The organism is Aliivibrio thorii, assembly GCF_057368585.1.
The window spans coordinates 1141406-1168266 of record NZ_CM170654.1 but is presented as its reverse complement, the minus strand read 5'-3'; the positions used below and the strand labels follow the sequence as shown (position 1 = coordinate 1168266).

Sequence of the window (26861 nt, the reverse complement as noted above, 5' to 3'; positions counted from 1 at the left end):
CAACATTGAATAACTGATTCATAACAAATATTTCTCTCTTACTTAAATAAAAGGTATTCTTTATGTTTAAAGGTAATGTTCAAGGAGTCGGTACAGTTGAAAATATAGATAAAGGAGCTAAATTTCAAAGCCTTCATGGTGTTTCTTTGTTACCCATAGATGCTGATCTCCAAAGCCACGATATCATTTTTCCAAAAGATATATTAGAGGGAGTGACTTCAGGAGAATTAATAGCAATTAACGGAGTTCGTCTTACAGTGGTTCACACTGATAAAAGTATCGTACGTTTTGATATAAATGATGCACTAGAACTAACCACCTTAGGTCAATTAAAGGTAGGGGATAAAGTTAATATAGAGAAATCCTTTAAATTTGGAGATATGACTGGAGGTCGTTCATTATCTGGTATTGTCACCGGTGTCGCAGATATCGTTGAATTTATAGAAAAAGAAAATAATCGTCAAATATGGATTGAAGCTCCTGAACACTTAACGGAGTTTCTAGTCGAAAAAAAATATATCGGTGTTGATGGTGTTTACTTAGTTATTGATGCTATTGAAAATAATCGCTTTTGCATTAATTTACTCCTAGAAACAGATATGAGGTGGTACAAAAAAGGAAGCAAGGTGAATATTGAAATTCCAGATATTGCAGGTAATTGGTAAAATCAGACTGTACCGAAAAGTTTTTCTAATACCAATACAATTAATTAAATGATCTATTTTTACGCAGAAAAATCGCTTAAAAATAAGGCAAAAATTCTTATAAGTAGTTATTCTACAATACTAATTTTTAAGTGATTTAACCAGTAAGAATGAACAGATAATTACTGGAATTGGTATTACTTCTTTTGAATCTTCAATTTTTTTGATAACCATGCTGAAAAAATTATGATCACAAACATAAGCATAAAATTCGCGATAGTTTTTATTGTCAGCACAAGAATACTCCTAGAAGGAAGAGCGGCTAACAGCTCGTAAGTACCAAAACGGAACACCAACATCAACGTAATAATAGAACAAAACGCAATCAAACGACCTTTTGTTGTATTTAATATAGCCTGCTCTTTCTTCAATACAAGCGCAAGGGTTGTTCCCCAACATAACGCTGCAACATACAAATAATTCATATGGAACATAATAAACGCTATACCACTAGTGATAATCGCCATTAATAACCAAAATGAAATACTTCCCATTACTCGATACAATAAATCTCCATGCTTCTTTTGTATACTTGAAAAATGGTAAACAACCATCATACCTAACAAAACCCCAACAATAACATCACTCAAGAAATGTACGCCTAACCATACATGCGCAATAGATTGCATGATAAATAAAGGCACACACACTTGAACAAAGAGCTTAAGTGTCGAAGCTTCAACTTTATTTCTCTTCAAAGCAAGATAAAAAGTTCCATAAACAACAGTAGAAAGCATAGATTGCATACTAGGCATTCCAAATCCATTTGCTGAAGTTAATTGCAATTGTGGAACATAAACAAACGGTCGGGGTAAATTCAATCCTTGCCTTGCTAACTCACTCAATACTATCGAAAAGACAATACTGAACAATAATGTTAACGCAGACTCTCTTCCAAAATAAACTAAAGCGACAACAACTAAAAAATAAAAGAAGGCTTCTTGCCCAGTTTCATTTATAAATGTAAAAAAAACTTTAACAGTCACGTTAATAATAGAAGGTAGCGCATTAATACTCTCACGCAATGACATCAGTAGCTTCAATTCATACTGATGAATACCTGAAGCTTGATCAACTAAATTAGTAATCCAAATAACTTTATTGTCATTATCTAATGGTTTTGCGAACCATCGTTTAAGTTGATCTAATTGCTCAGGATAACGATAGTTACTCGGTTTTATTTTATAAGGTTCTGTTAAATATACCGCTTCAGTTTCTATTCCATAATGAGGGGCAAACCAAGATGGAATTCGGAAAAAGCCATCCGCTGTTTGGAAATCAAAAGCAATAATATCGGACTCACTGACGCAACGGAAAATAGTAGCTCTTTCATCTTGATGAAGTACCTCCTTTGCCGTAACAATAAGACCTGTTTCTTCCCATGTTTCACGCTCAGCAGCTTGCTGTAAAGTTTCCCCCTGATCTATTCCACCACCAGGTAATGATAATTTCCCGGTAACAAGCTCCTCAATAAGAACAACTCTAAAACCATCATCAACAACACAAACCGCACCTTTAGATAAAGAGAGTTCATTAGCTAAAGTTGGTAATGAAAAAAAAGTCGATAAGAATAAGAAACAAGCTAAAAACTTATTCATGCACCACTCTCTTTAATCGATTTACGTAAATAATGAATATGCTCATTTAAACCTTGTTGATGATAAAAATTCAAAGCCGATTGATTAAAGTCCCAGACCTCAACAAATATCTCTTTTACACCATAATCTTTTAATTCTTGTTCAATACGCACCATCAACTTTTCAGCGATACCTTCACGTCTTGCTTTTATCTCAACATATAACTCATCAATAGTAGCCATTGTCACAGGTTTGCTAACAGTCGAAATTAATTCACAAAAATGTCCTGTCACAAAGCCAATTACTTCACCATTTAATTCTGCAACATATACCATACATTGAGGGTCATCCAAATACTGAGATATGCTTTTTTCTTCTTGAATTTCAGACGCAGTTTTAAATAACTCTGGGCACTGTTGATGATGTTCATCATGTAACTGATACATCATTAAGTTTAAGCGGAAGAGGTCAAGCTCGCTTGCTCGACGAATAACAGGTTCCATGTTGATACCAAACGAAAAATGAACCGCAATTAAACCATTTTTTATAAGCAAAAAAAAGACTCTATACTATTAGAGTCTATATTCATTGAGCGACTTATCAGTTTTATGAATCAAATCAAAAAGAATGGCTTAATTGTATAGCCGCTAAAACAGCATCAGCGTGAGTGGTTGCTGTAACCGATGGCGCTGGAAGTGCTTCATCAATAAACTCATGAACTTCCACATCTTTACCTAATAGGTAGGTAACACCAAAATCCAATGCTGTATTTGAACTCCAATTGTATGTAAAGCCAGCAGAGAACCATTGACGATCAGAATCAGGAATTGAAATAGACGTTAATTCATCTACTGGAGTTTGGTCATACATATAACCAGTACGTAATGTCCATTTATTATTTAAATAATGGGTCGCACCAACTGAATAATGGTAAGAATTTTTCCAATTATATTCTTTCACTGTCACACTTTCTGTTTCAATACTATCAAACGCTGACCATCCAACCCATTGAATACTATAATGAATAGCGGTTTTATTTGTAATCATATGAAAACCTGAAAACTCAGCAATATCTGGCAAGGGCAAATATACGGCATCATAACTTTGCTTCATAAAAGAAACATCACCTTTCGCCTCTATTTCTGGGCTGTATTTATAGCTAAAGCCAAAACGATTTCCGTCATTAACTTCATACACCATACCAATATTAGCGCCAAGACCGACACCGGTTGCTTGGATATCAACAGCTGTTGTTTTAATACCTTGATTGATCAAATCAACATCACCCAATGGTGTTTGCATCTTTACATTAACAGTTCCATCAACGTCTCGGTATAGGTCCCCCATACCATAAATAACATCAATGCCACCACCAAAACTTAAATGTTCATTAACGCGATACGCTAAACTTAACCCTAAGTTCATACTTTGAACTTTAGTTGTTCCACCAAAAATAGGCGCTGCATAATCTGACTCAAATTCAGTCCCTGTACCAAAATTTGAATACGCTGCAACACCAACCGCAAACTTCTCATTAATAGGGTGTATATAATAAAAATTTGGAACAACTGCAGTAGGTGCGATGCCATCTACATCATCAAGAGCTACAGCTTCAGAAGTTATAGAGCCAGACCCAGGGATATAATTCATTCCTTTATCAACAGTTAAACTTCCATTTGGTTTATAATAAGTGCCATTTTTTACAGATACGTCAGGTTTCACAACTGTCATCCCCATAGAAAAGGCATCTTTATCAAACATCATCATTGCAGCCGCATTTCGACTTAATACTGAAGCATTGTCTGCAATAACCGCTTCCCCTGCGAATGCTCGGCCTAAACCTGTCGCTGAGTGTTCATTGACTTGAAAACCAGCAGCCAAAGAAGTTGCGCTAACTAATAATGTACTTGTTGCTAACAGTGTGCGAGAAAAAGGTGTGTTCATCATTTACTTCATATCCGCTAATGGCAGTGAAAAGGTTCGAACTCTTTGACTAAAAGAATGTCTTATTATCTTGGTTCGATTTTTATAATGCGCCGAGTGTATGGGTATGCATTTACGTCAGAAATCTGACCAGTGTTTTTTTGACGAACATTTAAAAGCGCCCTGACAATGGTTAATATAAATGAGAATATTTGTAAAAATAAAAGTTATGCTTGTTGAAGCTTTTTGTTACACATTAGAGTTATAGCTCTATACTGTGCTTATTTTCCTTACTTTATTTTGACTATCAATCGCTCAAATAAAGTACACTACCTCTACTTAATTTTATTAAATGAATTATTATGTTATTTTCTTTTTTACCAAAATACCGCATCTATGAATTAGCCGTTTTCTTTCTTTTTATTTTAAGTATGTTGATCGTACTTTTAATTGTGCCAACACCTAATTTATTTGATCCTTTATCCAACATCGGAAGTAGCGCAGTGAGCTGGTTAAGTCGCTCTGCTGGCTCTCCTATGTTTCTTCTAACTTCAGCGATATTCTGTAGTATTCCTATTATCAAGCGACTATCAATAAAGAAGCTATGCGCTTTATATGTGCAGTTTGCCATTCTTTTAGTATTAAGTTTAATGCTAAAAATTGGCGTTAAAGCAATTACAGAAATACCTCGCCCTTATACCCAAGCATTAGTTCAAGTCGATTTAATTGATAGCACAGATAATTTCTATGCATTAAGTGAAAATAATAAAGAAATTATTATAAATCAATCAGATAAAATCGTTAGCTCCGCTCGTATCGAACAATGGAAAGAGGGAACAAACTATTCGTTCCCATCTGGACATACTATATTTGCTGCCATTTGTGTCTTGTTCTGGGGTGGTTTTTTATTACGTCATAAACATTATATTTTAACAGCTATCGTCATTACTTGGGGCGTGGGGGTTGGCTTCAGCCGTATATGGCTTGGTATGCACTGGCCAACTGACCTTATTGCTTCAATGGTCAGTGCTTCCATTCTAATTCTTTGTGTTCCAACTATTAGCTTTGATAAAGAACCAATAGCTGATAATTAAAACTCAATATCACAAAGAATACTCCACACTTTTTCACCAGCGGGATGCAATCTCGCTTGATAACGGTATGCATAGTATTCAATTGGAAGTCGCAATGATTGGTTACCAATAATTGCGACTTTTTTTTGTTTTAATTCTTGAGTAATACTATAAGCAGGAAGCCAAGCGACCCCTTTACAGTTCAACACTAACTGCTTCAACATATCCGTCATTGATGATGAGAATATTGGGTTCAATTGTACTTGCTCCCTCACCGTTTCAACTTGCCTTCCCATATACGATGTTGAGCTATAAGCTAACCACGGTACAGGCTCACTACTGTCAAAACTAAATATCGCTATACCTTGCTCATTACACGCACTAACTGGTAATAATTCTGTTTTAGAAAGCAATTGAGATTGATAAGGTGGCAACCTTAAAACCTCATCGTCAAACGCGAGTAAAATATCACATGCCCCCTCTCTCAACTCCTTGATCGCCTGATCAACATCAATCGCCTCAACACTTAATATCGGCTTGTAGCCACTTTCTGGTAATGCATTTTGAATTTCAGGAATTAAACTGGTTGCTAATGAGTGCGCCGCTGCCATTTGAACAACATTACCGCCAAGTCTAGACAAATCTGATATTTGACTAATGCCTGTCATCATTTGATTAATCAATGTTCGTGCCGTGATACGAAATAATTTACCACTGGGAGTTAACTCAATAGGTTTGCTTTTTCGATCAATCAATTCAGCACCCACGGTATCTTCTAATAAACGAATACGTCGACTAAACGCTGGTTGAGTTACATTCCTTAATGCCGCCGCTTGAGAAAAGTTACGCACTTTTGCCAATACTAAAAAATCTTCCAACCATTTACTTTCTACATTCATGCCATTTTCTCACGCCCCTTTAAAGGGACAAATATCACTATTCTTAAAATGCATTATCACGATAATCAAATTATTTTTATGCTGGATAACTCTAATAAACAACACATAATTAAAATAAATCACCATTAAATAAATAGAAAACAAACAAAAAACGCACATACTGAGACTCTGATCAGATTTTAGTTATTTTGACTATGCCGATTTGACATACACCTATAATTCTTAGCATTTAACAAAAACTATAACGACTGACATGATTTATTCAAACAAGCTTAAAGTATGGTTGTCGCCATTGGGTTTGGTTTCTTACTTGCTCCTATCGTTCTTTAACTCTCATAAATACACGTATTGAAGGAATAATATTATGAATAAAAAATTAGGTATTTTAGGTGGTATGGGGCCATTGGCAACGGTTGAGTTTATGATGAAAATAATCACTCAAACACCAGCACATAATGACCAAGAACACATTCCAATGGTGGTAAGTAGTGTTCCGCAGATCCCAGATAGAACCGCATTTATAATGGGACACGGTACAGATCCTTACCCAGAACTAAAACACAGTTTTGACCAGTTAGAAAAGTCTGGCGCAGAATGTATTGTTATCCCGTGTAATACTGCACATTATTGGTATCCACAGTTAAGCGCGACTAGTCATGTCCATACTATTAGTATCATTGATAGTGTTGTACAAGAAACTCAAATACGAAAACATAAAACCGTTGGATTATTAGCAACAACCGCAACCATGAAAGCCAGAATGTACCAACAAAAGCTCAACCAATATAATATTGATGTGATTGAAACTGACGATTTACAACAACAAGCAGTAATGGCAGGTATTTACGAAGTAAAAACTGGCAATGTTGAGAAAGGGAAAACGATGATGTTACCTGTGTTTGAGAATATGCTAGCCCAAGGTGCAGAAGCAGTTATTTTTGGTTGTACTGAAATTCCAGTGGCATTAGCTGAACAAAATATGACATCACCAACCCAGTGCTTAGACTCACTAGAAATATTAGCAAAATACTGTGTTGAATGGTCTTATGAAACTGAACCAGCTGCATTAGCAAGCTGAGTTTACTCTTTACGACTCTTCTTCACTGATTTAACCGCCATAATGCCAAAACCAATAAGCAACAATAGCGGCAATAGCCAAAGCACATAGGTTTTCGCATTTAATGGCGGTTCATATAAAACAAAATCACCAAAACGATGAGTCATGAAACTCACGACCTCTTCATCTGTCTTTCCTGCTTTTATTTTCTGATAGACCTCTAAGCGAAGATCTTTTGCTATTGGAGAGTTTGACTCTACTAAGTTTTGATTCTGACATTGAGGGCAACGCAGCTGTTTCGCTAAATTGATGGAACGTTTCTGCTCTTCAGGTGAATTAAATTCAAACAGCTCAACACTTTCTATAACCTCTTTATCTGCCCCAACAAACAGGCTTGAACCATTATCAGGATTAGCGAGGACTGATACAGAGCTGAATAATAGAACGACTGATAGCAATACTTTCGCCCATTTATTCATTATTTATCCTTAAAGAAATCAGCAAATTCACGTTGCCATTTTTTCTCATCTAAAGCACCAGTAAAACGGTGTAATATCACTCCGTTCTGATCAATTAAAAAAGTGGTTGGCGTACCAAAAACGCCTAAATCCATTGCCAATGATCCTCTTGGATCAAAAATCACCGCTTGATATGGTGAACCTGTCTGCTCTAACACTTGTTTAGCGGCAATGCGATCATCTCGATAGTCTAAACCAATGATGGTTATGCCCTGTTCTTTTAACTGATGTAAAAACTGATGTTCAGTTTTACAAATACCACACCACGCAGCCCAAACGTTTAACAATGTTAGTGGCTGTTGTTGAAATAAAGACTCATTTAATAATATCGACGTATCCATGACTTCTGGTAATTCAAAAGCCGGTACGAACTCTCCCACCATCGCCGTCGATGTGCTCGATTTTTTAGTTTCTAACCCTGTAAATAGCACACTAAAAATTATTGTGCATATTCCAATCGCCAATCCTATTTTTATTGCTGGCTTCATTTATTACTACTCTTTCGCTTTATCATTGCCAATATCCCGCCTAGCGCCATTAAAATAGAACCAAACCAAATCCATCGAACATATGCTTTATATTGTAAACGTAATGCGAAACTGCCGTCTTTTAATTTTTCACCTAACGTCATGTATATATCCCCATGCCAAAACCAATGCATCGCAGGCTCACTCATGTTCATCACTCGCACTTGGTAATGACGACGTTGCGGCTGAACCATGGCTATTTCTTTACCATTTTCACGGATCACTAAATTAGCTTGCTCTGCGGTATAGTTCGAAGCAACCAACAGATCAGTTTCTACATAACTAATCTCATAATCAGCTAATTTTGCAGTAACACCCGGTTCCATTTTCGCACTACGCTCAAAAGAGTGCTCACTGTTCATCGCCGCACCTATCATCACTATCGCAATACCAATATGGGCAATAACCATTCCTATCGCTTTGCCTTTAGATTGCTTCAGTGACCACACCGATCCCATGATTACCGACAAAGCCAGTACCCAAACCAAACTAGGAATAAGCGCTATATTTTCATATTGAAAACGATATATTCCCAACCCCACCGCAACCGAAGCTAAGCTTGAAATAATGATCATCTTGGTATTCGCAATTGTCGTCTTTCCCTCCCAACGAACAAAAACCGACACCGCCATCATGAACAAAGCAACAATCGCCATTGGCACAAATAACAGATTAAAATATGGCGCACCAACAGAGATATTTCCTAACCCTAGAATTTGGAAAATCATAGGATAGAAGGTGCCAAGTAATACCGTGATTGTTGCGATTGAAAATAAACCCGCTAATAATAAAAACAGAAAATCACGACTGATAAAATAGCGAATAGGTTGGCTATTTAACTGCCTACTTTTTAAAGTATACAAAGACAAAGAGACCAACATAACCACAAACAAAATCAGAAGCAGAATGATCCCACGCGTTGGGTCCACAGCAAATGCATGAACAGAAGTCAGTACCCCAGAGCGAACAACAAACGTCCCTAAAATACTTAAACAAAACGTCACTAACGATAGGATTATAGACGTTTTTACTAGTTGGTTTTTCTTATCGCTCGCAATTAAAGTATGCAGCAATCCCGTAGCAGTTAACCAAGGAAGTAACGACGCATTTTCAACCGGGTCCCAAAACCACCATCCACCCCAACCAAGTTCATAATATGCCCACCACGAGCCTAAACTGATCCCGACCGTCAATAAGGACCAAGCCAGTAGTGTCCAATACCTTGCATGTTTAACCCAATACCGAGGTACGTCTTTCATCATTAATGCAGCAAGCGCAAAAGCAAACGTTGCGGCAAAACCGACATAACCTAAATACAACAATGGTGGGTGAAATATCAATCCAATATCTTGCAACATTGGATTCAGATCTCGGCCTTCTAATGGCGTATTTAGATAGATAATAAATGGATTTGAAGCGAAAAGAGTAAAAGTGGAAAAAATCACAATCAGTGTATTTAACACCAATAAAACACGAACGACATAAGCCTGTTCAATCCGTTTTCTATTTAACGTTATAAGCCCTGCCCACAACGTTAAGGTTAATACCCAGAACAATAATGAGCCTTCGTGGCCTCCCCAAATAGCGGCAATTTTAAAAAAGACAGGCAACGCTGAATTTGAATGCTCAGCAATGTATCGGATCGAAAAATCATCGATATAAAAACCATAACCAAGCGCAGAAACCGAAAGAATACAAAACAAACAGCTCAGTAAAGAAAGAGGAAAAATAGCTATTGACCATTGTTCGTTACTTTTAATAAGACCATATCCAACCGAGCCCATAGCGACAAATGATAATATCATCGTTGCTATTAACCAAAACTGACCGATTTCAGCAATCATACTGCTCCATTGATTTTCAATAAATTATTTAATAATGATGAAACGCCATATCTGTATTACCCTGATAAACAAGGCAGCACTGATATAGCATTACACTTTATACGACGGTCATTTGCCCTGCATAGAGAACAAAAGTTCGCAGCATTAATACACCAAGTAAACTTAGTGACGTAACAACAAAAATAAAGCCTTTGCCATGTGTCATTTCTTTTGGTGCAAAAGCGTTAAGAACCAATGGCGCAATCATACCCAAACCAATAACGCCAACCCAGAACCAAGTGCCCCAAAATCCACCACCAATCGCAGCCCAAGCGGCAACTTCACCTTGGCCTCCGCTGAAGATTAATCCAGTAAAGAACGTGACTAAAACAAATAATTCGAACAGTACGACTGGACGTTCAAAATTATGAATCCACGTCACCGAAGAACTTGCGCTCGATTCACCAAAACCTAAAATACCAAACAATAAACACGCCGCAGCACCTGAAGATAAACTTGAGAACAAGAATAAAATCGGCAGTACTGGGTTATTTAACATTGGATAAGTTTGTAATGCTGATAACAAGAAACCAGTATAAGCAGCAAGCATAATAGCTAACACCGCTAACACGATTTCTAATGCATTCTCAAACTGTTCTATCTTCAACAAGATCGTATCAATAAAACCAAACTTCCCTTTTAAGAACCCCATGATTTCTTTTCTAAAAATTATCCCTATCCAAGCAAACAAAACAACCATATACACTTGGAATAAGATAACCCCCATCGACATTACCGATGTTGGGTTGAAGTAAATCATGATTTTCCAGAACGCTAACGGTTTAGTTAGATGGAATACCAGAATTAACAAACCAACAATAATGCCAAATGGTGCCAGAATTGCCATGGCTTTAATGATGCCATTATGAGCAGGATCTCCTTCGATGACTTTACGTTTCAAATAAATTGAAATCATAACGGCACCCGCAGACATGCCTGCTAAGAAAAGATAGATCGCAATGATCCAATCCCAAACTAAGGAGTCAAAATTAAACGCAGCTTCCCATGCACTCATCTTAAATCTCCCCTTTTTGGTTTGGGATCTTAAATAACTTAGGCTTAGTGCCTAGATCCACTTTGTCTCGATAAAATACGCTATTGCTTAATACCGCATTAATCTCACTGTTTTTATCGTTTAAGTCACCAAAGATCAGTGCTTTTGTTGGACACGATTCAACACACGCAGGTTGTTTGCCTTGAGCTAAATTCGTCTCACGACAAAAATCACATTTATCTGCTGATTTGGTAACCGGGTTAAAGAAACGAACTTGATAAGGACACGCCGCTAAACAATAACCACAGCCTACGCATTTCTCATTATGGACATCAACAATACCGGTTGCTTCATCTTTATAAGCAGCGCCTGTCGGACACACCATGACACACGGTGCATTCTCACAATGTTGGCATGATTTACGAGTAAAGCGATAATCGACATCAGGAAACTCACCACGAGGTTCACTACGGATAATCTCTAAGCGAGAAACGCCTTCTGGCACACTGTTCACTTCTCGGCACGCTTCAGTACAGGCAGTACAACCAATACAGGCCGTCTCATCATGCACCATACCATAGCGTTTTGCGCCGTCTTCCATCGAATAAGCTAGCGTTTTTTTGCTGCTGATTAATGAGGTAGTTGCCACTCCAGTAGTAAAGATCACCGCACCTGAACCCGCTAAAAAATTTCGTCTAGAACAACTCATACTATTCTCCTAGCTTATTTTCTTTCTGATTAAAATCAGCGTGGCAATCAACACACATCTTTATCTTTGATGAATGGTCAAAAGAAAGTACCGCTTCTTTTTCTCCATGCACAATATGACAAGATGAGCAGGTTAAGTTTTTGGCGTGAACGTCATGCGTCCAGCTATCATCACGTAATCTTTCTGAGGTATGACAATCAGTACATTGGCTATTAGCTTGTAAAATTTCATCAAATGAGAGGGTCACTTTTTCCGTGCCTTGCTTTGATTGTGCTGCAGAATATTTCGTTACTTGAGGCGCGCCTTCTCGGTGAACTGGCCCAATTGATTTATGACACTCTACACAATTCACATCACGTTTAAGAGTCGCAAATGACTCTTCACCGTGTGAACCTTTAAGTGTCTCTTTTTCATCTTTATGACATTGAGTACATGCGTAATCTCGGTCACGAATTAACGTCACTTCATGTCGAGTTGATGAGTTAGCCTCTATTTTGGACGATTCATCTGCTGCAACATTGAGAGACAAACCATAGAGACAAAATGCGAAGAGTAGCTTCAACATTGTGGCTATGGCTAAATTAACTTTGCCCATGTTATATCCTTCCCTTTCCTACTTTATTTCCGTCAAATCCATTAAAGATCGACACATAAAATAAAGTGGATGAGTTATTGTATTGATGAAGAAATAAGCTCTTCATTGAAATCAATTCTCATTGGATAGTTAGCCACAACGCTTAACAGAGACAGTTTATATATAAATGTATCGAAATAATACAAAGTGTATCTTATAAAATACATCTATCTACCACTTTTGTGATATAGCGCAGACAGCAGTATCTCCCTGTTATTTAAAGTAAATAAGAACCATTATTAATAAGATGGATTTAAATTAACACTTTAGAGGTATAAGTATTTATTGGTGATATAGATCACTTATGTAACTTGATGTAAATCAATGCAACCTCCGATGAAAAAATGACCACCTCTTATCTACGATATACTCATTATGTTTCCAATTCTGATTGATAGTCGCTCTCACAACGCTTGGCTAATTCATAACAAGAATATTGGAGATATCTACTGTGAAAAAGCAATGGACCCGTCGTTCAGCCGCTGCAATTGCCATGGTGACTACGTTATTACTGAGTAGCCACAGCTTTGCTGCCTCTGAAAAAACTGAGCGAGTTGACCCTCGTAACGAAGCGTATTCAAAAGAACATGCTGAGCAATATAAATCTTGGCGAGCAACCTCTGACAGCGTACAAATTGAAGATGCCTTAGCTGAAGATCCAAACATGGTGATCATGTGGGCAGGTTATGGCTTTGCTAAAGACTACAATAAAGCCCGTGGACATTTTTACGCTATAGATGATGTTCGTGAAACATTACGTACCGCAGGCCCTACAGATGCCAATTCAGGCCCAATGCCAATGGCATGTTGGAGCTGTAAAAGCCCTGATGTGGGTCGAGTGATCGAAGAAAAAGGCGAAGACGGCTACTTCTCTGGCAAATGGGCTCGTCTTGGAAGTGAAATCCAAAACCCTATTGGTTGTGCCGATTGCCACGATACCCGTAGCGAAGAGTTTAAAAATGGCGAACCCGCTTTAGCGATTACTAAACCTCATGTTGAACGTGCAATGGATGCGATTGGTAAACCTTTTGGTGACCAATCTCGTTTAGATCAACAAGCATCAGTCTGTGGTCAATGTCACGTTGAGTACTATTTCACAGGGAAAACCAAAGCGGTTAAATTCCCTTGGGATAAAGGCACGAGCGTTGATGAAATGGAAGAATACTACGACGAAATTGGCTTTAGCGATTGGACTCATAAAGTTTCTAAAGCCCCTATGTTAAAAGCTCAACATCCTGGCTATGAAACATGGCGTGACGGCATCCACGGAAAAAACAAGGTAACTTGTGTTGACTGTCATATGCCAAAAGTAACGAATGAAGATGGCACGATTTATACCGACCACAAAGTGGGTAACCCATTTGATCGCTTTGAAGATACCTGTGCGAACTGTCACACGCAATCAAAAGAAATGCTACAAGGCGTAGTTGCAAGCCGTAAAGCTCAAGTTTTAAAAATGAAGTTAACCGCTGAGCGTCAAATCGTAGCGGCCCATTTTGAAGCTGGTGCAGCATGGGATGCAGGCGCAACCAAAACAGAGATGGAACCAATCTTGTTAGATATCCGTCACGCTCAATGGCGTTGGGACTACGCGATAGCTTCGCATGGTATCCATATGCATGCACCTGAAATTGCGCTAGAAGTATTAGGTACTGCTGTGGATAAAGCCGCAGATGCTCGAACTAAACTAATTCGTCTGTTAGCGAAAAAAGGCATCACGGAGCCAGTGGCTATTCCTGACATTTCAACTAAAGCAGCTGCACAAAAAGCATTGGGTATGGATATGGAAGGCATGGAAGCTGAGAAAAAACACTTCTTAGAAACTGTCGTTCCGAAATGGGAACATGAAGCGAAAGAACGCGAGTCTAAAGATTACGCTCCAATAGAGTAATTAAATAAATCTAATTAACTGATTAGTGAGCACCAACATCGAGTAGGGTGAGGCTTTTGCCTCATCCCTCTCACAGAACCGTACGTACGGACCTCGTATACGGCTCCTGCAATTTACTATTTCTTAATAAAAAGAAGCGAGTACACCTGTTTTAACTTCGTCTATTGAATACAAGCCTAGATTTTTGAACCACTGATTAGGCATCGCATAGCTTGCTAACGGACTCGCACTGTTTCGCCATGAGTCCATTTTTATGGACTTAAATGGCGGTTTGTACTTTAGTTGCTTAAGACGACGATGCAATCTGCACGGCTTCTTCCACAAACTCATTTGTACCGCTCGCAATCTCCGCCTTATCCAAGCCGCAAGGCTTTTCAGTGTGCTCGTAATATTGGCTATTTTGAAGTAGTTTACAAACACTCTGAGCACTGGATTCAGTTGCTTTAGCACTCTCGCTAAATTCAATCCTCCATTACGCTTGGTGAGTTGTCTTACTTTCGCTTTTAATGTTTTGAGCTTCTTTTCTTGAATTGCCGTGTAATTTGTAAAAATTTCCACTCCCAAGAATTTAATACCTGTATCGCTATGTGCTATATGGGTTTTCCGCTCATTCACTTTAAGTTTTAGCGTTACTTCTAAAATATGGCTAGCTACTTTTAATGCATTCTCTGCACCCTTTTTCGAGGTGCAGAATATCAAAATGTCATCCGCGTATCGCACTATTCGATGCTTACGCCTCATCATTTCTTGATCGAATTCATCTAAGTAGATATTAGCAAGTAGTGGACTAATCACCCCACCTTGTGGACTGCCTATTACACTATTCTGCCAGTTTTCACCAACCATGACTCCACTTTTTAGAAATTGACGGATCAAGCCTAAGATACTGCCATCCACGATGCGCTTTCGCACGAACTTGATTATCAGATCGTGGTCAAGCATGTCAAAGCATTTAGACAGATCCATATCAACAACATGCCGCTTATTATATTTACGTATAAAGAGTGTAGCTTTGCTGATGGCTTGATGACAGCTTCGCCCAACCCGATATCCATAACTGGATGGATGAAAGTTTGGGTCAAATATGGGAGTCATTATATTCGTTAAACATTGTTGAACAATTCGGTCTCGAACTGTGTGGATCCCCAATAACCTGATACCGCCATCGTCTTTGGCGATCTCAACTCGTTTTACGGGCCGCGCTTGATAGCGCTTTTCTTGTAGTTCAAGTAATAGTTTTCTGAGCTCTACTTCCAAATTTTGTGTGAAATCATCGATACGCTGCCCGTCAATACCAGCTGCGCCTCCATTCTTTCTCACTTGTTTGTATGCCACGTAAAGCGCTTGCAGTGATAGCATGCGCCCGTAAAGGCTATAGTGTACTCTCAAATTATTATCTCACATCACCTGCTGCTGACTTTATTTATGTTGGTTAGGTTTATTTCGTTGTCGCGTTAAGTTTTCTAGCAAGGCTACGCCCTTTTATTCGCAATATGCTTAACCGCCTCTATGCCTCTAGTAAAGAGAAACACTTACTCCCCGTGCCCAGTTCTATTCACAGCTTTAGTATCACCCTTAGCCATTGAAATAGAGACTTTACCTTATTTGGTAATTCGTGAACCCATCATAAATTACGTCACTTTAAGGTAATTTATAAATCACTTCCCCCCTTCGCAATCAATAAGTGCTTTTGGCTCAAATTGACTCTATCAGATATATTACTGATAGTCGGCTTGGTTTTGTCCTCCACACCATCACTGGCTTTCACAGGCCTAGCCTTACTCACTACTACGGGTTCATCTGCCACCTCACATCGGCATTAGATCTTGAGTTTCTTCTTGAATCTAAGCCACTTACTGACAATTAAGTTTAGATGCCAGGCTTCCCCAGTTATTGCACTGACTCCCTGTTAGATATGCCACCCTCAAGCACAGAATTGGTCTGACTAAGTATTGGGCTTCGCGCTATTTTGGACGCTTACCCACCAATCCCGCCGAAACAGGTTACGGTTAGTTGTGTACATCTAACTTCCTATGGCTTCCTTCAGACCTCACCGTTAGCCAGTGACGCCCTTGCCATTCAGATTGTCTTCCCCTTAGTCGGGGTGACTCTGCTATCTTGCAAGCAGACGGGTTTGCCAGCTTTGCTGGGCAAACAAAAAAGCCGACATTTCACAAAAGAAATGTCGGCTTTTTCATATCTTTAACTCTTTAACTCTTTAACTAGCGACGAGCTTGCATTAATTGTTTCGCTTGGTTAATTGAATTAATAATCGTTACTCTATCTACATCAACACGTTCTGAATCTAAAATCTTCTGCCATGCATTAATTGCTTTTTGATAACGGAAACTCACAAAATGGTCAGAAGCAATCAAAGTTAATGCCGCTTGGTTGTATTCATCTAATGCTAAGGCTTTCTTTACTAACTCTTCGACATCTTCATCAAACAATTGAGAGTGTAAATAATATTGAGCAGTTGCTTTTGCTGCATATTGATTAGCAGTTGGATCTTCAGTTAAACGGATAGCATAACCAAAACAAATATTAGCTGGCTTTAGTTCACCATTAAGTAAATAACCTTGGCCAATTTCAAACCAAAGATCTGCATTGTTCGGAGACTCTTTTAACTGGTCTTCCAAATGACGCATCTTATCTTCATAAGAAAGAGGGCCTAACGGCTCTGTAATGGCTTTATTATTCACAGCAAATTTCTCTGGGCGTAAACCAGAAGAAAAAATAACAATCATGCTAATTACGACAAAAAATATCATCCAGACAGGATTTAAAGAAGTCGCTTTATCTCTGCTGTAAAACCACCACAGTACCGCTGCAATGACTACAAAACTCAACAACATCATTATTATCATATTGTGTACCCAAATAAAAAACTGGCGCGATCGTAATTCAATTTAAAACTGATAGCAATGATCATCATCATAGTCCAAATAATCATTAAAGAGTGGGGAATTTAAAAACAAAAAAGCTTCATGAATAGAAGCTTTTTGTCATATCGCAGCAATAATATTTTCGATTAGTTTGGTGGAATTAACTTCATGCCTAAACCAATACGAGTTTGATCGTAATTATAATCAATTAACGTTTCGCCATAACCTTTCCACGCTTGAACATACAAACCGACAAATTTATTTAAATAAAGGGTGTAACCGGCTTCTACTCCACCTTTGTCTGTCTCAAAGTTATAATGAAAACGAGTATTAAACTCACCAATATCATTACCTGCTTTCACCCATACGTCGTAATGACCGAGGTAATCAAGAATATCTTCATTATTTTCTTCATCAGCAAACACATACCAAGTTCTAAACCCATATTGAATTGGGCCATCAATACGCTCCAATGCACCATATATGCGATCCCAACTGCGAGATAGACTTGATGTTTGACCGTTTGATTCATGCATATAACCAAATTCTGCATTATTAAATAACAGCATATTTGATTGATGCATTAAAAAGAACTGAGGCTTATAGTTTGTTTCTCTAAAAGGCGATGAAATATCGCTGTTGCCTAATTGCCACAGCGATTTTTGCGTATAAGAAAACATAAATGCCGTCGTATTATTGATAGGTATAATTGGTACCGCTAATGAGAATTGAAACTTTACTTCCACATTCTGAAGTCCATCAGCGTCTTCAAAACCACCATTAATGTATTCATCTTTATTAATGCTATCTGTATAGCTTCCTAATAAATAACTGTCTTCATACGAAGAAATACGGTTCAATGTTTTTGCTGATGTCATGAAGGGTAGAGTCAATGCAATCAATAGCATCCATTTGTTCATAATTTACCTTTGTCAGTAACTTGCCTTTTTATATTGAAAAGCAAAATACATACCTACATTCCAATTTACCTTATTAAATTATTTAACATCAATATTACGACTGGCTTTTTTATATTGAATCCGCCAACCAGACCAGACTGGAAGCTCCCACCTTTTAATATCCCCTTTTCGTTGACCTTTTACATAATTCAGTAAAATACGCTTACTTTGTGGGAAATAGTCAACAGATAAGGTGATATCCGGCAAAGTAACATGTTGAGGATAGGTTTTCATAAAATCAGATATCTCCCATTCAGGGATCCCATCAAATATAAAATCTGTTTCATCAAATAACGTCATATCTTCTAAAGACGTAATACCAAGCCCTTCTAGTTGTAATGTAAACCAAGATTCAAACGTCAAGACTGAATTCAATTTATTGCCATTAAGTTGACAATAAAGCTGCCAAGCGGCAATTTCGTTCATTCTTTTCTCTTTAAATGACGGTAATATTATCCCTTCTATTACTTGAGATACAATTACTGGAATTGCATTCTCCCCTGTCGGCTCTACATATTTAATCATTAATCGTCGATTTGCATAATAATATTCATGCGTAATTTTAAGATCTTGATTGTCATTAATGCACTCGCCAATACGGCACTCAGCAAGTCCAGTATCAACAATTGAGGACAAATCTATCGGCGCTAATGCTGTTCCTATTGTTAAGGTTTTATTGCCTCTTCCTGGAAGAGAAAATTGATCCAATACGATTACGGCTTCATGAGTGGGTAAAAAATAATTCTGTCGTCCTAAGACAACTTCTTGCTTACCATTCCCAAACGCTTCTCTTCGTTTTTCTCTACGAACATACACCAACTCAGGTAACTTCTTAACGAGTTGAAGCAACACCTCATCTCTTTTTAATCGGCTACTCGCATCTAAATCAGGCAGTAGAAGCTCTGTTCTAATTTGCATAGCAAGGGCTTGTGCTTCCTTACGCAAGTCATCATCTATAATTAATCCATTACAATCATGACCGCGAATAATAGAAGCTAGCGTTACAGCATCACACGACTTTGGATTCCAACGTAACACGTCATCTAACGCCATTTCTGAATTAGATAATGAAAACAATTTATTTGATACAGATAATCCCGCGACTACATCAACCACCGTTTCTTTTTCTGCTTTACCTTCGACCACTGAGATCATATGTGAAAAAAGAGCATCAATGGGTAAGGGGAATAAACGTAAACCATAATCAGTAATGAAGAGCTCAGAATCGATTGCCCCCATTAGCTTTAATTTGTCTTCTGCTGCAGAGAGTGATTTTTCAGGTAGCGATTCAAGAAGGAGCATATCTCGTAATTTAGCACCACAGCTTGCCGCAGCCAGTACTGCTTCCACCAACTCTTCCCTTTGTAACTCTGGTGGTGTCATCGATTCTAATGGGGCATGTTCGCCAAATAATCGAATGGCTCGTCCTTCCTGAGTGCGCCCTGCTCGCCCTGAACGCTGCTCTCTACTTGCTTTTGAAATCGTTTGCAGTGAAAGAGTTGTTCGCCCATTTTTCTGATGAGTCCTTCGCTCCAAACCAGAATCAATCACCAAGGTAACATTAGGAATCGTCAATGAGGTTTCTGCTACGTTAGTAGAAAAAATAATACGTTGCTGAGAAGATGAGGTTAGCGCCTGATTACGGTGTATATCTGAAACACCAGCAAAAAGAGGAATGACTTGGGCATTAGGGTATTTAGCTGCTGCAATTTGAACGCATTGAATAATTTCTTTTTTCCCGGGCAGAAAAACGAGAATATCCCCAGGCTCCCCCTTCAGAATAGTTTGTTGCAATGCATCTGTAACTCGCTGTACAAGGTCTTTGCTCGTGGGGATCTGCTGTGAATGACTTGCTATATGAGACACTTCCACGGTAAATTGGCGCCCTTCAGCAACAAGCACATCGGCATCAACATACTTGGCCAGCGGCCCACTTTCTATCGTAGCTGAAGTTAAGATCAGACGATGAGCTTTATGTTTATTCAATAACGCGAGTAATATGTCGGTATCCCAACGACGTTCATGAAATTCGTCTATCATTACAAACTCAAACGTAGCGAGCTTATCTTCCATAAACCATTTTAACGCAATGCCGGGAGTTACAAATACTACTTTGCTGTCTTCAGTAAATTGGCTATCTAACTTGATTGCATAGCCAATTTCAGTGCCTAAATCAGTCCCATTTTGCTGCGCAAGATATTCAGCTAAAGCAGTACAGGCAATTCGTCTTGGTTCAATCACCAATACTCGCCCTTTTTCTGCAGCCCATAATGGTAAATGTGTTGATTTCCCAGACCCAGTTTCAGATTGAATAACTAAATTCTTCTGTGGAATAGAAGCAGAAAACTCAGATCGTATGGCACAAATTGGTAACAAAATCATATAAACCGCATAATAATAGAATATTTCACTACTTTAGCGGATTTGATTGATAAAAACATGACTGTATTCGCACTTTATTTTCATTCACACTTTGATATTTGCGTTAAGTAGGCATAGGATCTGTGATTCATTCTTGATTTGAAGAAGCATAACAATGAATAACAACAAACGTCCCCTATATATACCTTATGCTGGCCCAGCACTTCTAAGTACTCCTCTGCTAAATAAAGGTAGCGCATTCAGCACTACTGAGCGTAAATATTTTAACTTAGAAGGCTTACTTCCTGAAGCTATCGAAAGTATTGAAGAGCAAACTGGTCGTGCTTATAAGCAATATCAAAGTTTTGAAAATGATATGGATAAGCATATTTACCTTCGCAATATTCAAGACACGAATGAGACCTTGTTTTATCGCTTAGTCCAAAACCACATCAGCGAAATGATGCCAATTATTTACACGCCAACCGTTGGCGCAGCGTGTGAAAACTTCTCAAACATTTATCGTCGTGGCCGTGGCTTATTCATCTCATATGAAAATAAAAACCGCATTGATGACCTGCTAAATAACGCAGCAAACCAAAATGTAAAAGTTATCGTTGTTACTGATGGCGAACGTATTCTTGGTCTTGGTGATCAGGGGATCGGCGGCATGGGTATCCCTATTGGTAAATTAGCACTTTATACCGCATGTGGTGGTATTAGTCCTGCACATACTCTACCTATCGTTCTTGATGTAGGTACTAACAACCCTCAACGCCTTGCTGACCCTATGTACATGGGCTGGCGTCACCCTCGCGTTACTGGTGACGAATATAAAGATTTCGTTGAAGATTTCATTCAAGCTGTACAACGTCGCTGGCCTCAAGCTCTGGTTCAGTTTGAAGATTTTGCACAAAAAAATGCGATGCCTCTACTTGAGCGTTATAAAAACCGCATCTGTTGCTTTAACGATGATATTCAAGGTACTGCTGCCGTTACTGTTGGCTCTCTACTTGCTGCCTGTAAAGCGGCGGGGAGCTCACTAGCTCAACAACGTGTGACTTTCCTTGGTGCCGGTTCTGCAGGGTGTGGTATTGCAGAAGCAATCATTGCCCAGATGGTATCGGAAGGTATCTCAGATGCTCAAGCTCGCTCGCAAGTTTACATGGTTGACCGTTGGGGTTTATTACAAGAAGGCATGCCAAACCTACTTGACTTCCAACAACGCTTAGTTCAAAAAACTGAAAATACAAAAGATTGGGTTTCTGAAGAACCTAACTACTCTCTTGTTGATGTAATGCGTAATGCTAAACCAACAGTATTGATTGGTGTATCTGGTGCTCCTGGATTGTTCAGTAAAGAAGTAATCCAAGAGATGCACAAACATTGTGAACGTCCAATTGTATTCCCATTATCAAACCCAACAAGTCGTGTAGAAGCAACACCAAACGACATTATTCGTTGGACTGATGGTCAAGCATTAGTCGCAACAGGGAGCCCGTTTGATCCAGTAACACACAATGGTCAAACCTACCCAATTGCACAGTGTAATAACAGCTTCATCTTCCCAGGTATTGGTTTAGGTGTATTAGCAATTAAAGCGACTCGTGTTTCTGATGAGATGCTACAAGAGTCAAGCCGTGCATTATCTGAGTGCTCTCCACTTGCGATTAACGGCTCTGGTGCGCTTCTTCCACCACTAGAAGAAATTCATACGGTATCTAAAAAAATTGCTTTTGCTGTTGCTAAAAAAGCGATTGAACAAGGCTATGCTTTAGAGATCACCGATGAAGCATTACACCAGAAAATTGAACAATATTTCTGGAAACCAGTGTATCGTCGCTACAAACGTACTGCTTTTTAATTAAAAACTTCCACCAAAATCAAAACCAGAGAAAATTTCTCTGGTTTTTTTTTAACTATCTGTTCTATAAGAGATAGAATAGCTAGCAATTATTATTTTATAAAAAGGCTTTTTACATGAATCACATTATTTCTTTTTTTAATACGATGGGAAGTTATTTAACTCCTTATTTAGCTGACATCTCAATCGCAATGATTGCCTGTGCGCTTGTTATGCTTGGTAGCGATATTAATCGCGCAGTTAGAGCCTTTTTATCTGGTAAACATTTCCTAATTCGTACAGGTGCTTTTATTGGCATTAATGCCTTTGGTTATGGCTTACTTATTGTCAAAGCATCCCCAATTCTCAGTTCTGCTTTGCGCTCTATTCAACCCGCCTTTATGCTTGCTATTGTATTTTCGACCTTTATTATAATTGGTGCATGGGCACAGAAAAATCGACAAGTGTAAATACCGTTAATTTAAGTTGAGGCATAATGACAATCTCAGTGTTTGACATCATTAAGAAGTGGTTAAAAATCACGGCGATCATAAGTATCATTTTTATCGCCTCTGTTTTAGCTGCCGATTTTTATATGTCACTTTCAACACGAACACAGTTATATCAAAATATTGAAGCACTTCCAGTTCAAGAAACCGCATTGGTTCTAGGCACTAGTAAATATATTCGTCGAACATTAAACCCTTATTATCAATACCGTATTGATGCAGCTATTGAGCTTTATAAGAAAAATAAAGTTACTCATTTTTTATTAAGTGGAGATAATGCTCATCGCTCATACAATGAACCATGGACGATGAAAAGGGATTTATTAGAGGCAGGTATTCCAGAAGAGAATATTACGTTGGATTATGCAGGATTTAGAACGTTAGATTCAGTCCAACGCGCAAAAGAAATTTTTGATGCCAACAGCTTAACCATTGTGACTCAAAAATTTCACTGTGGACGTGCGGTCTTTATCTCTAATCATTTTGATATGGATACTGTTTGTTTAGTGGTTCCATCCCCTACCGGATGGGCAAACAGAAAAATTCGATTCAGAGAAGTTCTTGCAAGAACCAAAGCGATGCTTGATCTCTATATTTTCAATGTCCAAGCTAAGTTTTTAGGTCCTAAAGAACCGATTGATCACCGCTCTCTTCCTATCGAATAAAATAAAGCCTTATCGTATTATTTACCATAAGGCTTTATCGTAATTCAGTAACAGTGAATAATTATTAGACTAGTTGATGAACCGTGAGTTAGCATCAACATCGGTGACATTAACACTTGTAATCACTTTATTCCTTCCTGCATTTTTTGCTTTATATAATGCATCATCTGCACGAGCAATCACTTCCGTTATACGCTCATCTTTCATCTCTGTAACACCTAGACTGCAAGTCAGTGACTCGTTATGGCACCATAGATGATGTTCAACGGTCTTACGAATATGCTCTGCTTTTTCTGTTGCTTGCTCGGCATTGTACTTTGGGCAGAAGACAACAAATTCCTCTCCTCCCCAACGAACTAAAAAGTCTGTACGCTGAATAGCACCTGTAACCACAAGAACAAACTCTCTTAAAATATCATCTCCAGTTTGGTGACCTAAATTATCATTAATCTTTTTAAAAAAATCGATATCAATGTAAATCACAGAGAAGGTTTGCTTACCCCAACGGACTTGCTGAGCCATTCGCTCTAACCAATCCCTCACTGCATTTCGATTACGAGCGCCCGTTAATGAATCACGATGAGCAAGCTCTGCAAACTCTACATTTTTCTCTTTTAAATTATCATTAAGCTTTCTTAAACGACCTTCACGGTAAGTACTTGCCTTAAGCTTTTTACTTAACCTTTTTTGTTCGTATAACACATAAGTAATAATCATCACCAACCATGCATACAAAATACTTTTCAGTAATGTTGTCTCTTTTATCCAAGCCCCATGCAATTCGATGCTATTTATCGTCATTTCAAAATCGCCCTCTCGAACACCAGAAGAGGTCGCAATTTCAATAATAGAGACATTAGAGAACTCTGGTGCCGCATGCTCAACTGCGACTTTATAATCGGCAATCCACCAAGTCAGGACTTGAAAATCAGAGAGAGTAATCTCTTTTGGACCCGCATTAAAACCAGGTTCATATTCAATACCATTAAATTTTAGTGACGCTGCATCATTTCTTTTTGTATAAGCAGGATTACTATTACGTAAGTAAACACGTAAACGCCCATTAGGATCAGTGCTTTTATAATCAATATCTAACACTAATTTAGAATAACCAGACAAATCAATCCCTTCAAAAATGCTATCTGAAAGATGGATTGCAGCTTCACAATATGGCCAAGGATAATTGCCCTTTTTTAGCTTACAAATTAAATTAGGTCGACCATCTTTATCAACAAGAACAGACTCACTAACTCCTCCTACTTTTTTATCATCCGTCGCATAATATTGATACACATCGGGGTTAATAGTGATGGTTTTAGTGTCTCCACGAAAGTGATACCAAGTCAGCGTACCAATAGAAAGAATTAACATGACTATCGCAATTTTTTGAAATACTCGCATAGCAGTCCTTTATACAAGTGTTAATTTTATATGATCTTCATTCCAAAAAAATAATAGCGCACTTAATTTTCATCACAAAGTAATATCATAAGCATTCCCCTAAAATCATGAATATTAAGTCTGTTTTATGACGAACATCAAGAAATCAACAGTCTATCACTCATAAGTAGCAACATAACAAACAATACATAACCCATTGATTGTAATATCAAAAAATTGACGCAACGCTTTAATTTTGACAGCTAATCTTTATGCCCCCCAATATAGAGCCTCATCCTACATTTCACTCTAATGGCAATGTATCAATATAAAAAAGGCACTCATTAGAAAATACAGTGCTTTTTTATTCAGAAGAAAAACTTAAATATCAAATTGAACATAGATACTATTGTAATTACTACCACCTTTAATTCTTCCGTATTGAGATGAGTTTTCAAAAATAGCAGAGCGATGATGGATACTATATCCGAGCCAAACACCATCAAGATCTCGATGGTTGAATAAATCTCCTAAATTCACATCAAAAGAAAAATCAAGGTAATTTAATAGCTTACTTTCCTTATAGCCTTTTTCATCCATCTCAGACTGTTCTATGTACGATACATGGTTAATATAAGATAAGCCCTCTGCGACACCAAAACGCCATTTCGTTGGCCAGGGTATGGTTACATAGGCTTTAATTGCCACAACAAACTCAGAGCTTAAATCTTGTACATCTGACTTCCAATGTTGTACATAACCTGGTGTCAAATAAAGATCAATCGGCAAAGAAAACAGCTCGTCTGTTAATGGTAACCCATAAAAAACAGACGTCATTTGATTATTGTAAGGATCCTTTTCTGAATCTAAATTAATAATATCGCCAATGTTTGAGGGGGTAGCCCAACCGTGTGCTATTCGTAAATACGGTTTGTTTTTAATGTTTTTTCGAGAAGAAGTACTGTTATCGGTGAAAAAGCCTACCCCTAAAAAGTATTCAAACTCCCAACGATTATCAATATATTCGCTGTTATAGGCATTGTCATCCAAACGAGAAACATAGCTTCCCCCCAACAGATATAAATTAGACGTCACATGGTAACGAGACATGAAACCAACTTTAACATCAATCCCTGCACTTAATGTGTCATTAGTATCGTCATTTAAACCATAGTAATAATTATTAAACTCTGATTCTTTCCATCGAGTTTCAATGCTTGGATTAAACCACCAGTCACCAGATTCAATCTCAGCGCCTAATTTAAAATTCATATAAGCACGAAACTCAGGATCAACCACTAGTTCTGAATCAAAAAACCACTCTTTGTTTATATGATAGCGAACCTGAAATCCGGTATCGACAACATCACCTCCCGCCTGATTTTGAGCTTCTTTAGGTAAATCAAAATAACGGAGCCTCATTAAAGCACTAAGTTGCCAATTACTTTCTTGATATAAAAAAATACCGCCTTCCATTCCGTTGATAAATACATAATCATTTTCAAAAAACATCATAGGAATGAAAGTAGATACTGTTTCAGTGTCTGTCGCATAAGGAATACTTGCTGTACGAACTACACCAGCAATACCCCACTGTTTTTCTTTCTCAGTTGAAGCGGTACTTATATTTTCTTTTATTTCCTCATGATCCGCTTTCTCAGCATTAGCTAAACCAGCCAAAAAAAATGAAAAGGTTAAAAGAAATATATATTTCACGTTAAAAAAGTATTTGTGCAAAAGAGTTACTCTGGGTTAAATAAATGGTGGAAAAACAAACGCTCTAAGCAATTGAACTAAATATAAATTCAATCAACTTTAAATTTTAAGTATAGTATAGTATTGATATACATAAATAATACTCCACATCTTG

The 26861-nt window shown here is 38.0% G+C and carries 23 protein-coding genes; 7 read left to right on the top strand and 16 right to left on the bottom strand.

The annotated features are described in order from the left end of the window. Positions 1 to 62: 62 nt before the first annotated feature. Positions 63 to 665, top strand: a complete 603-nt coding sequence (locus tag AC2IP4_RS05345; RefSeq protein ID WP_375322628.1) for a riboflavin synthase — start codon at positions 63 to 65, stop codon at positions 663 to 665. Positions 666 to 841: 176 nt separating this feature from the next. Here AC2IP4_RS05345 and AC2IP4_RS05340 read toward each other — a convergent pair whose 3' ends face one another. The 3 genes from AC2IP4_RS05340 to AC2IP4_RS05330 form a co-directional block, all read right to left on the bottom strand. Next, on the bottom strand, positions 842 to 2302 hold the full coding sequence (locus AC2IP4_RS05340; protein ID WP_486306566.1) for a bifunctional NUDIX hydrolase/phosphatase PAP2 family protein: 1461 nt from the start codon (positions 2300 to 2302) through the stop codon (positions 842 to 844). Next, positions 2299 to 2784 (bottom strand): GNAT family N-acetyltransferase, encoded by a 486-nt coding sequence (locus AC2IP4_RS05335; protein WP_375322800.1) that lies wholly within the window; start codon positions 2782 to 2784, stop codon positions 2299 to 2301. The genes AC2IP4_RS05340 and AC2IP4_RS05335 overlap by 4 nt, the downstream gene beginning before the upstream one ends. Positions 2785 to 2899: 115 nt before the next feature. After that, positions 2900 to 4225, bottom strand: a complete 1326-nt coding sequence (locus tag AC2IP4_RS05330) for an outer membrane protein transport protein (RefSeq protein ID WP_375322801.1) — start codon at positions 4223 to 4225, stop codon at positions 2900 to 2902. 341 nt (positions 4226 to 4566) lie between these two features. Between AC2IP4_RS05330 and AC2IP4_RS05325 the strand changes: the two genes are divergently transcribed. Then, on the top strand, positions 4567 to 5298 hold the full coding sequence (locus AC2IP4_RS05325) for a phosphatase PAP2 family protein (RefSeq protein WP_375322630.1): 732 nt from the start codon (positions 4567 to 4569) through the stop codon (positions 5296 to 5298). Here the strand turns inward: AC2IP4_RS05325 and AC2IP4_RS05320 are convergent. Next, complete coding sequence (locus AC2IP4_RS05320) at positions 5295 to 6176, bottom strand: LysR substrate-binding domain-containing protein (RefSeq protein ID WP_375322631.1); 882 nt, start codon at positions 6174 to 6176, stop codon at positions 5295 to 5297. The two genes, AC2IP4_RS05325 and AC2IP4_RS05320, sit on opposite strands and share 4 nt — an antisense overlap. A gap of 364 nt (positions 6177 to 6540) precedes the next feature. Here AC2IP4_RS05320 and cuyB point away from each other — a divergent pair, with 364 nt between their 5' ends. Then, positions 6541 to 7254 (top strand): cysteate racemase, encoded by a 714-nt coding sequence (gene cuyB, locus AC2IP4_RS05315; RefSeq protein ID WP_486306567.1) that lies wholly within the window; start codon positions 6541 to 6543, stop codon positions 7252 to 7254. A gap of 2 nt (positions 7255 to 7256) precedes the next feature. Here cuyB and nrfF read toward each other — a convergent pair whose 3' ends face one another. From nrfF to nrfB, 6 genes are all read right to left on the bottom strand, one after another. Then, positions 7257 to 7712 (bottom strand): heme lyase NrfEFG subunit NrfF, encoded by a 456-nt coding sequence (gene nrfF / locus AC2IP4_RS05310; RefSeq protein ID WP_375322633.1) that lies wholly within the window; start codon positions 7710 to 7712, stop codon positions 7257 to 7259. After that, the gene (locus tag AC2IP4_RS05305) at positions 7712 to 8239 is read right to left on the bottom strand and encodes a DsbE family thiol:disulfide interchange protein (protein WP_105054962.1); all 528 of its coding nucleotides are present in this window, start codon (positions 8237 to 8239) and stop codon (positions 7712 to 7714) included. The genes nrfF and AC2IP4_RS05305 overlap by 1 nt, the downstream gene beginning before the upstream one ends. Further along, entirely contained in the window at positions 8236 to 10122 is a 1887-nt protein-coding gene (locus tag AC2IP4_RS05300) for a heme lyase CcmF/NrfE family subunit (RefSeq protein WP_375322634.1), read from the bottom strand. Before AC2IP4_RS05300 ends, AC2IP4_RS05305 begins: the two co-directional genes overlap by 4 nt. Before the next feature lie 97 nt (positions 10123 to 10219). Continuing rightward, positions 10220 to 11176 carry a cytochrome c nitrite reductase subunit NrfD gene (nrfD, locus tag AC2IP4_RS05295; protein WP_375322635.1) on the bottom strand — a complete coding sequence of 319 codons (957 nt, stop codon included), beginning with the start codon at positions 11174 to 11176 and terminating at the stop codon, positions 10220 to 10222. Between the two features lies 1 nt (position 11177). Then, positions 11178 to 11864: a cytochrome c nitrite reductase Fe-S protein gene (gene nrfC / locus AC2IP4_RS05290; protein WP_017023609.1), complete on the bottom strand. Its 687-nt coding sequence runs from the start codon at positions 11862 to 11864 to the stop codon at positions 11178 to 11180. Position 11865: 1 nt separating this feature from the next. Beyond that, entirely contained in the window at positions 11866 to 12459 is a 594-nt protein-coding gene (gene nrfB / locus AC2IP4_RS05285) for a cytochrome c nitrite reductase pentaheme subunit (protein ID WP_486310630.1), read from the bottom strand. A gap of 490 nt (positions 12460 to 12949) precedes the next feature. Between nrfB and nrfA the strand changes: the two genes are divergently transcribed. After that, positions 12950 to 14389: an ammonia-forming nitrite reductase cytochrome c552 subunit gene (gene nrfA / locus AC2IP4_RS05280; protein WP_375322637.1), complete on the top strand. Its 1440-nt coding sequence runs from the start codon at positions 12950 to 12952 to the stop codon at positions 14387 to 14389. A 123-nt stretch (positions 14390 to 14512) separates the two neighbouring features. Here the strand turns inward: nrfA and ltrA are convergent, their stop codons facing one another. From ltrA to AC2IP4_RS05260, 4 genes are all read right to left on the bottom strand, one after another. Then, positions 14513 to 15748, bottom strand: a complete 1236-nt coding sequence (ltrA, locus tag AC2IP4_RS05275; RefSeq protein ID WP_486310308.1) for a group II intron reverse transcriptase/maturase — start codon at positions 15746 to 15748, stop codon at positions 14513 to 14515. An 863-nt stretch (positions 15749 to 16611) separates the two neighbouring features. Beyond that, on the bottom strand, positions 16612 to 17256 hold the full coding sequence (locus AC2IP4_RS05270; protein WP_105054968.1) for a heme lyase: 645 nt from the start codon (positions 17254 to 17256) through the stop codon (positions 16612 to 16614). A gap of 164 nt (positions 17257 to 17420) precedes the next feature. Next, the gene (locus AC2IP4_RS05265) at positions 17421 to 18194 is read right to left on the bottom strand and encodes a phospholipase A (RefSeq protein WP_375322638.1); all 774 of its coding nucleotides are present in this window, start codon (positions 18192 to 18194) and stop codon (positions 17421 to 17423) included. A gap of 78 nt (positions 18195 to 18272) precedes the next feature. Continuing rightward, positions 18273 to 20615, bottom strand: a complete 2343-nt coding sequence (locus AC2IP4_RS05260; protein ID WP_486310629.1) for a helicase-related protein — start codon at positions 20613 to 20615, stop codon at positions 18273 to 18275. A gap of 154 nt (positions 20616 to 20769) precedes the next feature. Between AC2IP4_RS05260 and AC2IP4_RS05255 the strand changes: the two genes are divergently transcribed. The 3 genes from AC2IP4_RS05255 to AC2IP4_RS05245 all read left to right on the top strand — a co-directional run bounded on the left by AC2IP4_RS05255 (position 20770) and on the right by AC2IP4_RS05245 (position 23611). After that, positions 20770 to 22458, top strand: a complete 1689-nt coding sequence (locus AC2IP4_RS05255; RefSeq protein WP_375322640.1) for an NAD-dependent malic enzyme — start codon at positions 20770 to 20772, stop codon at positions 22456 to 22458. 116 nt (positions 22459 to 22574) lie between these two features. Continuing rightward, complete coding sequence (locus AC2IP4_RS05250; protein WP_105054972.1) at positions 22575 to 22907, top strand: DUF3392 domain-containing protein; 333 nt, start codon at positions 22575 to 22577, stop codon at positions 22905 to 22907. 26 nt (positions 22908 to 22933) lie between these two features. Next, the gene (locus AC2IP4_RS05245) at positions 22934 to 23611 is read left to right on the top strand and encodes a SanA/YdcF family protein (RefSeq protein WP_375322641.1); all 678 of its coding nucleotides are present in this window, start codon (positions 22934 to 22936) and stop codon (positions 23609 to 23611) included. Positions 23612 to 23680: 69 nt separating this feature from the next. On the opposite strand, the gene AC2IP4_RS05240 is transcribed toward AC2IP4_RS05245, so the two are convergent. Both AC2IP4_RS05240 and AC2IP4_RS05235 read right to left on the bottom strand, forming a co-directional pair. Beyond that, positions 23681 to 25012 (bottom strand): GGDEF domain-containing protein, encoded by a 1332-nt coding sequence (locus AC2IP4_RS05240; RefSeq protein WP_375322642.1) that lies wholly within the window; start codon positions 25010 to 25012, stop codon positions 23681 to 23683. A 360-nt stretch (positions 25013 to 25372) separates the two neighbouring features. Next, positions 25373 to 26629: a MipA/OmpV family protein gene (locus AC2IP4_RS05235; protein WP_375322802.1), complete on the bottom strand. Its 1257-nt coding sequence runs from the start codon at positions 26627 to 26629 to the stop codon at positions 25373 to 25375. Positions 26630 to 26861: the final 232 nt, after the last annotated feature.

Bases quoted from the DNA above. Each gene is read 5' to 3' on its own strand.
- AC2IP4_RS05345 (WP_375322628.1), top strand. From the start codon at position 63: ATGTTTAAAGGTAATGTTCAAGGAGTCGGTACAGTTGAAAATATAGAT.
- AC2IP4_RS05340 (WP_486306566.1), bottom strand. From the start codon at position 2,302: ATGAATAAGTTTTTAGCTTGTTTCTTATTCTTATCGACTTTTTTTTCA.
- AC2IP4_RS05335 (WP_375322800.1), bottom strand. From the start codon at position 2,784: ATGGAACCTGTTATTCGTCGAGCAAGCGAGCTTGACCTCTTCCGCTTA.
- AC2IP4_RS05330 (WP_375322801.1), bottom strand. From the start codon at position 4,225: ATGAACACACCTTTTTCTCGCACACTGTTAGCAACAAGTACATTATTA.
- AC2IP4_RS05325 (WP_375322630.1), top strand. From the start codon at position 4,567: ATGTTATTTTCTTTTTTACCAAAATACCGCATCTATGAATTAGCCGTT.
- AC2IP4_RS05320 (WP_375322631.1), bottom strand. From the start codon at position 6,176: ATGAATGTAGAAAGTAAATGGTTGGAAGATTTTTTAGTATTGGCAAAA.
- cuyB (WP_486306567.1), top strand. From the start codon at position 6,541: ATGAATAAAAAATTAGGTATTTTAGGTGGTATGGGGCCATTGGCAACG.
- nrfF (WP_375322633.1), bottom strand. From the start codon at position 7,712: ATGAATAAATGGGCGAAAGTATTGCTATCAGTCGTTCTATTATTCAGC.
- AC2IP4_RS05305 (WP_105054962.1), bottom strand. From the start codon at position 8,239: ATGAAGCCAGCAATAAAAATAGGATTGGCGATTGGAATATGCACAATA.
- AC2IP4_RS05300 (WP_375322634.1), bottom strand. From the start codon at position 10,122: ATGATTGCTGAAATCGGTCAGTTTTGGTTAATAGCAACGATGATATTA.
- nrfD (WP_375322635.1), bottom strand. From the start codon at position 11,176: ATGAGTGCATGGGAAGCTGCGTTTAATTTTGACTCCTTAGTTTGGGAT.
- nrfC (WP_017023609.1), bottom strand. From the start codon at position 11,864: ATGAGTTGTTCTAGACGAAATTTTTTAGCGGGTTCAGGTGCGGTGATC.
- nrfB (WP_486310630.1), bottom strand. From the start codon at position 12,459: ATGGGCAAAGTTAATTTAGCCATAGCCACAATGTTGAAGCTACTCTTC.
- ltrA (WP_486310308.1), bottom strand. From the start codon at position 15,748: ATGCTATCACTGCAAGCGCTTTACGTGGCATACAAACAAGTGAGAAAG.
- AC2IP4_RS05270 (WP_105054968.1), bottom strand. From the start codon at position 17,256: ATGATAATAATGATGTTGTTGAGTTTTGTAGTCATTGCAGCGGTACTG.
- AC2IP4_RS05265 (WP_375322638.1), bottom strand. From the start codon at position 18,194: ATGAACAAATGGATGCTATTGATTGCATTGACTCTACCCTTCATGACA.
- AC2IP4_RS05260 (WP_486310629.1), bottom strand. From the start codon at position 20,615: ATGATTTTGTTACCAATTTGTGCCATACGATCTGAGTTTTCTGCTTCT.
- AC2IP4_RS05255 (WP_375322640.1), top strand. From the start codon at position 20,770: ATGAATAACAACAAACGTCCCCTATATATACCTTATGCTGGCCCAGCA.
- AC2IP4_RS05250 (WP_105054972.1), top strand. From the start codon at position 22,575: ATGAATCACATTATTTCTTTTTTTAATACGATGGGAAGTTATTTAACT.
- AC2IP4_RS05245 (WP_375322641.1), top strand. From the start codon at position 22,934: ATGACAATCTCAGTGTTTGACATCATTAAGAAGTGGTTAAAAATCACG.
- AC2IP4_RS05240 (WP_375322642.1), bottom strand. From the start codon at position 25,012: ATGCGAGTATTTCAAAAAATTGCGATAGTCATGTTAATTCTTTCTATT.